The sequence below is a fragment of the Marinicella litoralis genome (assembly GCF_002591915.1).
Lineage (GTDB): Bacteria > Pseudomonadota > Gammaproteobacteria > Xanthomonadales > Marinicellaceae > Marinicella > Marinicella litoralis.
The window spans coordinates 1,121,836-1,134,124 of the sequence record NZ_NIHB01000001.1 but is presented as its reverse complement, the minus strand read 5'-3'; the positions used below and the strand labels follow the sequence as shown (position 1 = coordinate 1,134,124).

The 12,289-nt window shown below is 43.5% G+C and carries 15 protein-coding genes; 7 read left to right on the top strand and 8 right to left on the bottom strand.

Annotated elements, in window-relative coordinates; genetic code table 11:
- Positions 1-42: 42 nt before the first annotated feature.
- Genes CCS90_RS05010 through CCS90_RS05000 form a run of 3 tightly spaced genes read right to left on the bottom strand, consistent with a single transcriptional unit; the run spans position 43 to position 3,304 of the window.
- Positions 43-1,302 carry a dicarboxylate/amino acid:cation symporter gene (locus tag CCS90_RS05010; RefSeq protein ID WP_099018386.1) on the bottom strand — a complete coding sequence of 420 codons (1,260 nt, stop codon included), beginning with the start codon at positions 1,300-1,302 and terminating at the stop codon, positions 43-45.
- A 57-nt stretch (positions 1,303-1,359) separates the two neighbouring features.
- Positions 1,360-2,943: an FMN-binding glutamate synthase family protein gene (locus CCS90_RS05005; protein WP_099018385.1), complete on the bottom strand. Its 1,584-nt coding sequence runs from the start codon at positions 2,941-2,943 to the stop codon at positions 1,360-1,362.
- A 4-nt stretch (positions 2,944-2,947) separates the two neighbouring features.
- Positions 2,948-3,304: a DUF2782 domain-containing protein gene (locus tag CCS90_RS05000; RefSeq protein WP_099018384.1), complete on the bottom strand. Its 357-nt coding sequence runs from the start codon at positions 3,302-3,304 to the stop codon at positions 2,948-2,950.
- Between the two features lie 169 nt (positions 3,305-3,473).
- On the opposite strand from CCS90_RS05000, the gene CCS90_RS04995 reads away from it, so the two are divergent.
- Positions 3,474-3,956, top strand: a complete 483-nt coding sequence (locus CCS90_RS04995) for a hypothetical protein (RefSeq protein WP_099018383.1) — start codon at positions 3,474-3,476, stop codon at positions 3,954-3,956.
- A gap of 108 nt (positions 3,957-4,064) precedes the next feature.
- Here the strand turns inward: CCS90_RS04995 and CCS90_RS04990 are convergent, their stop codons facing one another.
- Genes CCS90_RS04990 through CCS90_RS04975 form a run of 4 tightly spaced genes read right to left on the bottom strand, consistent with a single transcriptional unit; the run spans position 4,065 to position 7,443 of the window.
- Positions 4,065-4,814, bottom strand: coding sequence for a uroporphyrinogen-III synthase (locus tag CCS90_RS04990; RefSeq protein ID WP_099018382.1), 750 nt, complete (start codon positions 4,812-4,814; stop codon positions 4,065-4,067).
- Between the two features lie 6 nt (positions 4,815-4,820).
- Complete coding sequence (hemC, locus tag CCS90_RS04985; RefSeq protein WP_099018381.1) at positions 4,821-5,735, bottom strand: hydroxymethylbilane synthase; 915 nt, start codon at positions 5,733-5,735, stop codon at positions 4,821-4,823.
- Complete coding sequence (locus CCS90_RS04980; RefSeq protein ID WP_099018380.1) at positions 5,732-6,415, bottom strand: LytR/AlgR family response regulator transcription factor; 684 nt, start codon at positions 6,413-6,415, stop codon at positions 5,732-5,734. Before CCS90_RS04980 ends, hemC begins: the two co-directional genes overlap by 4 nt.
- Positions 6,412-7,443 (bottom strand): sensor histidine kinase, encoded by a 1,032-nt coding sequence (locus CCS90_RS04975; RefSeq protein ID WP_099018379.1) that lies wholly within the window; start codon positions 7,441-7,443, stop codon positions 6,412-6,414. The genes CCS90_RS04980 and CCS90_RS04975 overlap by 4 nt, the downstream gene beginning before the upstream one ends.
- Positions 7,444-7,554: 111 nt before the next feature.
- Between CCS90_RS04975 and CCS90_RS04970 the strand changes: the two genes are divergently transcribed.
- The 4 genes from CCS90_RS04970 (at position 7,555) to folB (ending at position 9,225) form a co-directional block, all read left to right on the top strand.
- Positions 7,555-7,881 (top strand): hypothetical protein, encoded by a 327-nt coding sequence (locus CCS90_RS04970; RefSeq protein ID WP_099018378.1) that lies wholly within the window; start codon positions 7,555-7,557, stop codon positions 7,879-7,881.
- 13 nt (positions 7,882-7,894) lie between these two features.
- Entirely contained in the window at positions 7,895-8,353 is a 459-nt protein-coding gene (locus tag CCS90_RS04965) for a YiiD C-terminal domain-containing protein (RefSeq protein WP_099018377.1), read from the top strand.
- Between the two features lie 101 nt (positions 8,354-8,454).
- Positions 8,455-8,868 (top strand): hypothetical protein, encoded by a 414-nt coding sequence (locus CCS90_RS04960; protein ID WP_099018376.1) that lies wholly within the window; start codon positions 8,455-8,457, stop codon positions 8,866-8,868.
- A gap of 6 nt (positions 8,869-8,874) precedes the next feature.
- On the top strand, positions 8,875-9,225 hold the full coding sequence (folB, locus tag CCS90_RS04955) for a dihydroneopterin aldolase (RefSeq protein WP_099018375.1): 351 nt from the start codon (positions 8,875-8,877) through the stop codon (positions 9,223-9,225).
- 29 nt (positions 9,226-9,254) lie between these two features.
- Here folB and CCS90_RS04950 read toward each other — a convergent pair whose 3' ends face one another.
- On the bottom strand, positions 9,255-10,841 hold the full coding sequence (locus tag CCS90_RS04950; protein ID WP_246027011.1) for an AbgT family transporter: 1,587 nt from the start codon (positions 10,839-10,841) through the stop codon (positions 9,255-9,257).
- A gap of 195 nt (positions 10,842-11,036) precedes the next feature.
- On the opposite strand from CCS90_RS04950, the gene CCS90_RS04945 reads away from it, so the two are divergent.
- Positions 11,037-11,783 (top strand): thioredoxin fold domain-containing protein, encoded by a 747-nt coding sequence (locus CCS90_RS04945; protein ID WP_162846815.1) that lies wholly within the window; start codon positions 11,037-11,039, stop codon positions 11,781-11,783.
- Positions 11,784-12,281: a flavodoxin family protein gene (locus CCS90_RS04940; RefSeq protein WP_099018372.1), complete on the top strand. Its 498-nt coding sequence runs from the start codon at positions 11,784-11,786 to the stop codon at positions 12,279-12,281.
- The last annotated feature ends 8 nt before the right edge of the window (positions 12,282-12,289 follow it).

Sequence of the window (12,289 nt, the reverse complement as noted above, 5' to 3'; positions counted from 1 at the left end):
AAGGGTTCAAATGAACCCTTTTTATTGACTATTTATACAGCTCTATTCCTTGATAACGCCTGCTTGTGGGTCATCGAAAATGGCTTGATCAAATTGTCCTTGTGACTTGGCCACAATACAGGTCACCGCCGCATCACCAGTGATGTTGACCGCCGTTCGGGTCATGTCTAACAAACGATCTATACCCAAGATAATACCAATACCCTCTATCGGCAGACCCACTTGTAACAAGACACCCTGCAGCATCACCAAACCAGCACTGGGAACACCAGCAGATCCTATCGAGGCCATGGTGGCCATCAACACCACCATCATCAACTGTGTGGTGGTTAGGTCAACACCATAGGCATTGGCTATAAATACCGTCGCCACTCCTTGCATGATGGCCGTGCCATCCATATTGATGGTGGCGCCAAAAGGAATGGTGAATGAAGCCACTGACTTATTCACACCCAATCGTTCTGTGACTGTTCTCAAAGTCACTGGTATCGTCGCATTTGAACTCGATGTTCCAAAAGCAAAGGTCACTGCACTTTCCATTTTTTTCAGAAATGTCAATGGACTCAGTCCAGAGAATAGTTTCAGTAACAATGGATAAACCACCAAAGCATGAAAGATCAACAAGCCTAAAACTGTAAAGAAATAACCAGACAAGGTCTTGATTGCATCAACCCCCAATTCTGCAAACACTTTGGCCAAAATGGCAAAAACTGCATAGGGTGCAAAATGCATGATCAACATCACCAGCTTCATGATTACTTCATTGAATGATTTAAAGAAATCTATCACCTGCTCACCGGCTTTACCTGCCATGGTGGCAGACAGACCCAGCAGAATAGAAAACATGATCACTGCCAACAAATTACCTTCGGCCATGGCTTTGACCGGGTTATCAATGATGCTCAAAATAACTGCCACAAAGGATTTACTTTCTTTAGGCACGTAATTAATGTCCGTAGGAATTTCGGCACCAAGACCGACCCCAATCAGCAGCGCAAAACTGATCGCAATTCCCAAAGCAATGGCTGTGGTCATTAAATAAAACGCCAAGGTTCTGCCACCAATGGATCCCAACATGGCTGGATCCCGCAATGCCGTAGTTCCACAAAACAATGACACAAATACCAATGGGACAACCATCATTTTCAATGACAAAATAAACAGTTGTCCGATTACATAGAACAAGCCATTGACCACGTATTGATCAACCAGTTCATGGTTATTCAATCCAGTCAAATTTAACGCCAGGCCCAATAAGGCGCCTACCACCATAAATACAATGATCTTTTTTGTTAATGTCATAAGTTTTTCAATATAAGAATGGTTTCAATAATAGCTTATTAAGCCAAAGATTGCACATCACCATCGACTGGTCTGTGCCGCCTGCCAATCGGCAGCCCATGATTCCGGTCTGGAAGCTTCATCCAACAAAACACCTTCGGCCAATGTAGGGAACATTTCTTCGTAAGATTTCACCAAGGTCCCTTTGACTCGATGCATGATGTGACTGGGTCGGAGATCTGCCATAGACTCTAGTCCAGCCGCACCCAACAATTCAGCCATGTTTTTCATCATCTGACCATGGTACCGAGCCACACGCTGACCTTTGTCACTGACCACCAAACCAACCACCCGTGCGGGGTCTTGGGTCGCAATGCCAGTTGGACAATGATCGGTGTTACACGCCCGTGATTGAATACAACCCAAAGCAAACATCATGCCACGAGCTGAATTAACAGAATCAGCGCCCAAAGCCAAGGCTTTGATTAAATGAAATGCAGAGATCACTTTACCGGCAGCAATGATTTTAATATCACCTCGCAAGCCGGTTCCAATCAAAGCATTGTTGACAATGATCAAAGCGTCCTTTAAGGGCGTACCAACGGAATTGGTGAATTCAATCGGTGCCGCACCGGTGCCACCTTCACTGCCATCTAAGGTAATGAAATCAGGTTTAATACCGGTTTCAATCATGGCTTTACAGATGGCCAAAAATTCACTGCGTTTGCCTAAACACATTTTAAATCCAACCGGCTTGCCGGCAGACAACTGGCGCAATTCTTGCACAAACAACATCAATTCTCTGGGTGAATTAAACGCGGTGTGATTGGGCGGTGACAACACATCTTGACCCATGCTGACATGACGAATTTCAGCGATTTCTTCAGTCAACTTAACTGCAGGTAAAATACCACCATGTCCAGGCTTGGCACCTTGCGATAATTTAATTTCGATCATCTTGACTTGGTCAAGTGCCGCCTTACTTTTGAATAATTGTGCATCAAAATCACCTTGGGCATTGCGACATCCAAAATACCCGGTACCAAACTGAAAGATCAAATCGCCACCATGTTTCAAGTGATAGGGGCTGATACCACCTTCGCCTGTGTTGTGAGCAAACCCGCCTTTTCTGGCCCCTAAATTCAATGCTTCAATGGCATTCTTACTCAAAGATCCATAACTCATGGCAGAAATGTTCAATGGCTTGGCGTCATAAGGTTGTTTACAATCAGCACCACCAATTGTTATGTGCAGTGCTTGCTCATCGATGTGAGTCGGCGCCACAGAATGGTTGATCCATTCATAACCGTCTTTATTGACGTCCATAATGGTACCAAATGGCCGCGTGTCTTTTTGGCCCTTGGCGCGTTGATACACCAACGACCGGAATTCTCTGGGTATGGGTTTACCGTTCAAGTCAGACTCGATGAAATACTGTTGAATTTCAACCCGAAATGACTCCAACACATAGCGAAAATGTCCAATCACAGGATACAAGCGGAGGATGGCTTTTTTCGGCTGGAACATGTCATACAGTCCCAAAATGGCCAATGGAGCAATGATCAAAAAAGACCACCATGCAGCTGGCCAATATTGAGCCCACACCACAACCAATGCAGGCACCACGATGAGCAACACCATAAACTTTTGTCTAACAGTCATTCAGTCAAAACTCCTTCAACACCCAACGCACAGGCTTAACACCTGAATTAATTAAATCACGACTCGACCCTTGCAGGTTTTCTCGCTCCAACGGATCAATAAAATAAGGGACACCGTCCACAGGAATCACTTTAACTAAAACCAGCTCACCCCGTTGTCTGTATTCTTCAATGGTTTGTTTTTTTTGTACAATAACCCTGATGCTGGTGGATTCATCAGCCGACTGTGTCATCTGCCCCAACAATTCCGGTTTACGTTCGTCAATAACAGAGGCATTTTCATTGCCATTGTTATTCGTTTGTGCAGTTAACAGCATAGGCAACGAAAACAGGCCCAGGCCAAAAGTAAGTTTGCATTTCATTTCACGGCTCCTCTTTTTTACCCGAAAACCGAATCACTTGTTCGGCACCACTTAATTGACCCCTACTCAACCACATTGATTGCAAAAACCAGGTCTCCCATTTTGCACCCATACAGACATGATACAATGTGAGCTGTTAATTTAAAATCTGTTTTTGGCTATTCTGATCATGAAAAAATCATTGTTAATTTTACTGGGTTGCTGCGTTTTCTTTTTATTGGCAGCATGTTCTGGCGATGCCCCTGTCGATAAAGAAACGAAACTATTGAACACCATAAATGACTTGGAAATTGCCATAGAGGAAAAACGACTGGATGATTTTCTCGAATCCATTGATGATGACTTCAAAAGTGCCGAACGTGGCTGGAATAAAAAAGACATTGAACGCCTGATGCGCATCCGCTTGCTCAGAAACAAATCCATTTACATTCACAAGAATGTCAAACGCGCTGACTGGTTGGATGAGGGCGAAGATCAAGTGGAAGTGGAAGTGGTGGCCGCCATGGCAGGGGCCGATATCAGTTTGACGGATTTACCGACCTTCAATGGCGACATGATAAAATTCACAGTGACCTTTAAACTGATTGACGGCGAATACATCATTACCCAAACAGAATACCACCGAGCCAGTCCGGCTGATTTTGTGTTCTAAGATTACTTGATAAGTGGTTGAAACAAGCACAACTTTTCAACCGGCAAACGTTCACCGACGCAGCGAATTGAATTTGTTAGGGGTCGCTTGACCGACTTTAAATGAAAATCAATTGGCTGCTGTCTCTTCTGACACCATCCTTTCCACCACTTCACACATGGCTTCATCACTGGGGTTGGCGGCGACTGAAATGTTGTTAAACCCCAGGTCTTTGGCCAAATCAGCTATGCGCTGTGCTCCCACCACCAACGGGTTGTTGAGTACTTTGGTGGTTAATTCAACTGGCAATTGCGACATGAAATGAACCAAGATACCACTGCTGGTGGCGGTTAGGATTACTTTGTTCTCAGAAGCATTCAGTATTTTTTGCTGTAAACCTGCTGCATCAATAGTCAACTCAATTCGGTGGTAGGTGTTGATCTGGTTGTAGCTGATTTGTTGCTCCATACAATGCGTTTTGATCAGATTACGGCCTCCTGCTGTGGTCAGTATTTTGACCGACTTGGCTTGGTACTTTTGCAACAATTCAATCACCCCCTCCGAATTCATCAATGGGTGGAACTCGATGGGGTGTTCAAATTGCCGCTGCCATGCATTGGCCACCGCTGGTCCAACCGCAATGACTCGAGTCTTGTTCAAGGGTCTCCATTGTGGGGCAATTTTTAAAGCATGCTGCAAGGCATGAACACTGAGCACTATCCACACAGCGGCCTCAGCGGCCAACCATTGTGGTAGCACAGCTGTGTTGGTTTTTATTGCATAACAAGGGGCTTTAAAAACTTCGAAGCCGGCCTTTTGATAAACCTCTGTGGCCTTTGCAATGGCAATTTCAGGGCGTGTGATAACGACAGTGGTCATGCTGTTTTACTCAGCCAAGGCCAAAATTTCTGTGGCACCTTGGTCCAACAATTTATTGGCAACATACTCACCCAATTTCACTGGGTCATAGCCTTGTTGTCTGGCTGTAATGGATTGGCTGCCATCGGGACTGTAGACCCCGGCTTTGAGAGAAATGGTGTCATCCAAATGATAACTGGCCAAAGCACCTATGGCCACTGAACAAGACCCATTGAGTTTTAAATTCAATGACCGCTCAGCGCGAACACATTGCCAGGTTTTTTCGTCAGCCAAAGCACTTAACACCGCTGCCAGTTCATCGTTTTGTTTTAGACATTCGATACCGACTGCGCCTTGTGAAACGGCAGGCAGCCACTTGGGGGCAGTCAATCGGCTTTTGATGCGATCATCAAAACCCAACCGCTTTAAACCGGCAGAGGCTAATATAATGGCATCATATAAACCATCATCCAATTTTTGTAAGCGACTGTTCACATTACCGCGCAGTGGATTTATAATCAAATCAGGGCGCAACGACAACAATTGTGCCTGACGCCGCAAACTGGAAGTTCCTACCACCGCGCCTTGTGGTAAATCTGTCAATTTTTCATATCGATTTGAAACAAAGGCATCACTTTCATCAGCACGCGGAAACACTGCACATATTTGAAATTCAGCCGGCAGATCTGCGGGCACGTCTTTCATTGAATGAACCGCTATGTCTGATTCCCCAGCCAACATTGATTGTTCCAATTCTTTCAAGAATAATCCTTTGCCACCAATTTTATTCAAGGTGACTTCCAACCGTTGGTCGCCTTCAGTGGTCATGGGTAATAGTTGGGTTTTGTAGTCAGTTTTGGCTTCAATGATTGCTGCTACATATTTGCTTTGCCACATGGCCAGGGCAGATTCTCTGGTAGCAATTGTGATGGTTTTTTTCATAATTGTTTGATCAGCTTTTTGACAGCAGCCATTTGTCTTCGAGAAATGACTGGTTTAATGTCAGTTTTATCTAAAATCACGCTGGGTTTATGGTCTTGGTTCATGTGAATGCCTTTCAAGTAATTGACATTAACCAAGCAGCTCCGATGTACCCTGAGGTACTGATTACTGAGCTTCTCCAAATCAGCTAAACTTTGATCTAATATCAAGGTTTGGTCACTTAAATATGCGGTAACATATTTATCTTCCGCCATCATACATATGATGTCATCAACTGCAACCATTATGACGTCATTGCCTTTTTTTACCGTTATTTTTTCGCCCGATGGTTTAAGCCCAACTTTATTCAATGCTTGTTTTAAGCGATCAATTGATAACGGCTTTAACAGATAATCAATGGCCGCCAGGTCAAATGCTTTCAGTGCAAAATCGTCATGCGCGGTTGAAAATATAATGGGCATATTGGGGTGAGATTGTTTGATTTGCTGGGCCGCTTCCATGCCGTTCAATTCTGGCATTTCAATGTCCATAAAAATCAAATCCGGCATGTTTTTGCTTGCCATGGATACCGCTTCGATGCCGTTGTTCGCTTCAAAAACATGTTCAACATGTAAATGATTCAACATGTGCTTAAGTCTGATTCTGGCCAATGGTTCATCATCCACAATCAACACCTTCATTTAATCACCTCCCAACGAACCTGAAAATCATCACCTTCATCGATGCTTAAACTGACGTCCTTGCCATAGGTTAATGTCAGCCGTTCTTTGATGTTGGCCAAACCCGTTCCATTACCTTGTTGTCTTTTTTCAGGCTTATATGGATTATTCACTTGAACATAAAACCCACCCGCATTTGATTGAATGGTTAATTCGATCAAACCACCTTTCGATAGATTTTGAATGCCGTGAATAACGGCGTTTTCTATCAGCGGTTGAATAGAAAGCAAAGGGATTGTTCTATCCAATAAATCCTCATCAACCTGGGCACTGAACTGTAAACGATCCATCAACCTCAACTTTTCCATCGCAATATACTCTTCAACCCATTCCAACTCTTTGGCAATGGTGCTCATGCTTTTTTTATTGTCAGTGAACGCTTTGCGAAACAAGCCGGAAAGGTTAATGACTGCGCGTTCAGCCGCCACCGGGTCAAACGAAATCAAGGATGCAATCGAATTCAAGGAATTGTATAGAAAATGCGGTTTGATTCTGGCTTGTAACGCATTCATTTGAGCCTTCGACAAGGCTTCAATTTGATTTTCCCATTGTGCTTGCACATAAAAATAACGCAACAATGTGAGCAAGGTAAAGTTGGTAGCCAAACTGATTTTAACCGTAGTTAAGACGGGTTTTTCTATCAATCCAAAATTCAATGTTTGGTCCATCCATGTGATGAGTTGGGTATAAACCACCGACAATACCAAGGTCATTAACACCACCAATACGAGACCAATTAACACACTGAATCGATTGAAAAACTGCCTTAAACTTGATAACAAAACAATGACATTGATGGCAATTAACTGCGCCAACAAACTTAAAACAGCCAAACGATTTAAGTAGGCAAAATCAAAACTTAAGAAGCTCAATGAATAGACAATCACCATGATCTCAGCCACCACAATCACTGAAAATATTCGCACTGGATCCGAAAAATCAGGCATCCAAGGTAACTTTATTCGGCTTGCTTTGTCAGTCTTATTCATTATAATGTCGTATTTAGGGCCAAGGTGGCTAATTAATCATCGTTTTAGTTGATTTATTGACCATTTTATAGAAAAATCTTAAAGGTTTAGTAGTCAATTTATCATACTTGCATGAAAACATTGTTCAGTTTAATCACAATTTTATGGGTATTGAGTTCCGCTCAAGCCAGCGATGTGTCGTGCCAAGTGAATGTGCTTAAACCTAAACTGAGTGCAACTGTGATTCAACAAGAGTCTGAGAAACCAGCCAACATCACTGTTGCTGAAGCCAGATTGCGTCTTAAGCATAGTGCTGAGCAAAGGGTCCAAGAAACCGCACAAACTGAGCCAGCCGAAGAAGAGACAGAATTGTCAGAAGAACCAGCTGAAAAAGAGTCTGGCTTAGGCAGTATGTTTGATATCTTGATTCCGTCTAAACTCAGAAACCCCGTTCAATAATCCCTTCATCTGAATGAATACTCAACTACCTGCATTCCAGGACTTTTTGTATGCGCACATTCCGATGGTCAAGGCGATGCAAATGAACCTAACTTCCCTGTCAGAACAAACTTTATCAGCAACCGCCCCCCTGTCACCTAATATCAATGATAAAAGCACCGTGTTCGGCGGCAGCAGCGCGGCATTGATGACCATTTGTGGTTGGTCATTAATTAAATTAAATTTAGAGTGCCATGGGGTGATGAATGATGTGGTCATCCAACAGGCAGAAACCCAGTGGCTGAAGGCACAATCCGATGATTTAACCATCGAAGTTCAAAGCCAAGAACCATTGCATTGGCAGGAAATATGCCAACAAGTCACATCGGATAACCGCACCAAAAAGATACTCGTTCAGTGCCAAGTTTTGAATACTCAAAACGAAATTTGCTGCACCATGATTGGCAGCTACGTCATCTTAAAACCTAAATAAACCAAGCATTACCACACTACTTCAACAGCACTGCCAAATTTTAATTTTTTTTTAATGGTCAATATGGCATACTCAGGGTTTAAGTCAAACGGGTCAAATCCATGAAAAAATTCATTGTAGCCGTCATCATTTGTTCACTACTTGTTGCCTGTGGTGGGCGCATGACCAAGAAAAAATCTTTGGATCACAGCTTGTACCAGTACGCCAAAGTCATGAGGTGGGCCGATTACAATACCGCACTGACCTTTTTCAGCCCAAACATTGACAAAGAACATAAACCCACCGTTTTAGAAATTGAACGGCTCAAACAATTCAATGTCAGTTCCTATGTAGCAGCCCCCATCATGCCAGGCGCGTCTGAAAATGAAATCATTCAAGATGTTCAAATTAAACTATATAACCTTCACACCAAAAGAGAAAGGGTGGTGGTTGATCGACAAGTCTGGGAATATGACAGTGATGCAAAAACTTGGTGGCTGACTTCTGGCTTGCCACAATTAGTGACTGATCGATAAAACTGCATGGACAAAATACTGATTCGCCAGTTGAAAGTTGATGCCATCATCGGTATTCATGAATGGGAGAAACAGAACAAACAAGCCCTGATTCTGGACCTTGATTTGTCATTTGATTGTAAACCAGCCGCAAAATCTGATGACATCAATGACACTTTAGATTACTTTAAAGTTTGTCAACAGCTCACTGATTTTATCAGCGCCAGTCGTTTCGAACTGATAGAAACTTTGGCAGAAAAATCCGCCCAAATGATTCTTGATTACTACCCATGCAAAAAAGTTAAACTCAGCTTATTTAAGCCCGAAGCCATTAACAACACCGACGCAGTGGGCGTCCGAATCACCCGTTCTCAGTGAACCCACTGAAAACGGGTGAACAGCCTGTATCAAGGATTGTAATAGGTGGCAGCACCAGGACCGACAGGCATTCCTAAGACGAACACCCACAGGTAAAACAACAAAGTCCACCCCAATAAAAACACCATACTGTAAGGCAACATGGTTGCTATCAAGGTACCAATTCCCAAATCCTTTTTGTAACGCGCAGCCACTGCCAAAATCAATCCAAAATAGCTCATCATTGGGGTAATCACATTGGTCACTGAGTCACCAATTCGATAAGCCGCTTGGATGGTTTCTGGCGCGAACCCAACCAACATCAACATCGGCACAAATATTGGTGCAGTCACTGCCCATTGAGCAGAGGCACTGCCTAAAGTCAAATTGACCATGCCACACAACAAGATAAAAAACACAAAAACTTCAGGACCATCTAAGCCTAGGGTTTGTAACATCACGGCGCCTTTAACCGCCATCACTGTCCCCAGATTGGTCCATTTAAAGAAAGCGACAAATTGAGCGGCAAAAAACACCAACACAATATACATGCCCATGGTGCCCATACTTTTACTCATGGCATCAATCACATCTCGGTCCGTTTTCATGGTCCCAGCCACTCGACCATAGACGTAACCTGGAATCGCAAAAGTAATGAATATATAGGCCACAATGCCTTTCAAAAACGGTGAATTTTTAACGCCACCGGTGTCTTGGTTGCGCAGTACGCCCCAATCTGGGACCACCGTCAATGCCAACAAAGCACATAAAATTAAAAAAGTGAGGCCAGCCATGCGTAAGGCTTTTTTCTCTTGAGCCGTCACCTCATCGACTTTTTGTTCGCCCAAATCAATACTCGCTTCAGCCTCGTTGTAAGGTCCCAATCGCGGTTCGACAATTTTTTCAGTGACAAAAGTACCCATCACTGCTATCAAAAAGGTACTGATAATCATGAAATACCAATTGACTTCAGCACCCACTAAATAATCTGGGTCTAATAATTGTGCGGCTTCTTGCGTGATGCCCGACAACAAGGGGTCAACCGTTCCAATAAATAAATTGGCACTGTAGCCTGCCGATACCCCAGCAAAAGCGGCCGCCAAGCCAGCCAATGGATGACGTCCTAAAGAATGAAAAATCATGGCTGCCATCGGAATCAAAACCACATAGCCCAGCTCGGAAGCAGTGTTTGAAACCACTCCAGCAAAAACAATCATCACTGTAACCATGCGTTTTGAAGCACCCATCACCAGTGAGCGCATGGCCGCTGACAACATACCAGAATGTTCCGCCACCGCAACGCCCAATAAAGCCACCAACACGGTGCCTAATGGCGCAAACCCGGTGAAATTAGTCACCAGTCCAGCCACAATGCGGCGCAATCCTTCACCAGAAAACAGGGAAATTACCTCAATCACACCATCGGCTTCTCGACCCGAAGAACCCACTGGGCGAGGATCAGGAACGCTCATACCAAAGTATTGAGCGATGCCGCTGAAGACAATAATGAATACACAGAACAATGCAAATAAAGTGATGGGATGCGGCAATAAATTTCCCAGCCATTCAACGGTGGCTAAAAACTTAGAGAACCAACCGGTTTTTTGATCTTGTGGTTTTTCAGTCGTGGTGGTCAAAATGAATTCCTCAGTTGCGTTAAAAAAGCATACATTGTTCATTAAATGAGAATGATTTTCAACTGATAGCCACCTTCAGGCATAAGAAAACTTCATCATTATTTTTGAACATTAATAGCAGACTGGGGTCAGAGTTCAGTAAGCATGCTGTGTTCAACACAGTTTCAATCACCTATAGAATACAAAGAGGATCCAATGAAATTCATTACAACAGTCAGTTTGCTGGCATCTGTCCTGGTCGCCAATGCCGACACCAACACCGACCAATCACATTTTCAACAAGTCATTCAAAACCTGTCAAAGCAACAGGTCAAAGTTGAATCGGTCAATGAAACACCGATCAATGGTATCAAAGAAATTGTCGTCAAAAGTGGTGCAGCCAATGAAATAATTTACATGAGTGACGACGGTCAATTCATGTTTGATGGTCAGTTAACCAACCTGAAAAGCCAAAAAAACCTCACCTTAGAGACTGAAAAGAATTTGCGTCATGAATTGTTGGTGGATTTCAAAAAGACCCACAAAAGCATTGATTTCCTGCCGGCAAACATGACCGACCACATCACCGTTTTTACTGACATTGATTGCGGGTATTGTCGAAAGTTACACCAAGAAGTGGACCAATACAACGACCTGGGCATTGGTGTATCCTACCTGTTCTTTCCACGTGCTGGCTTAAACACGGCATCCCACCAGAAAGCCGTCAATGTATGGTGTGCCACAGATCAACAACAAGCCATGACATCAGCCAAGAATGGGGAAACATTAGAGCCATTGATGTGTCCTAATCCAATTGAATCGCAATTTAATTTAGGCTTGGGTGCGGGTGTACATAAAGTAGGCACGCCAGCTGTGGTTTTTGCCGATGGCACCATGATGCCTGGTTACTTACCTGCTGGCGCCATGAAACAAAGAATTGAGTCCATCAAAAAACAAAAGTAAATGACAGGAATTATCCTCCAAGGTTCATCACGCAGTGATGGAGACACCGCAGCTGTGGTCAAGCAATTGGCGCAGCTGTTGGATTATGAAATCATCGACCTGCGGTTGCTTAACTTCAGCGATTACGACTACCTTGCAGAAAACAGTCATGATGAATTTTTACCGACAGTACGCCATATTGTCGCTCATTATGATCACATTGTATGGGCCACCCCTGTATATTGGTATTCCATGAGTGCTTTGATGAAGCGATTTCTGGATCGCATCTCCGATTGTTTAAGAATAGAAAAAGAAACGGGTCGCCAATTTCGCGGGATGAGCATGTCACTCATCAGTGTCAGCAATGATGAAAGGAATGAAGCTTTTGAAACACCATTCATTTTAACGGCTGACTATTTAGGCATGAGTTATTTGGGCGATCAACATGTGATTGTCGGAAATGACCACGACATCAAAAGTCAATTAACGGCCATCGTACGTAAATTAAAAAGCTGTTAATCAACAGC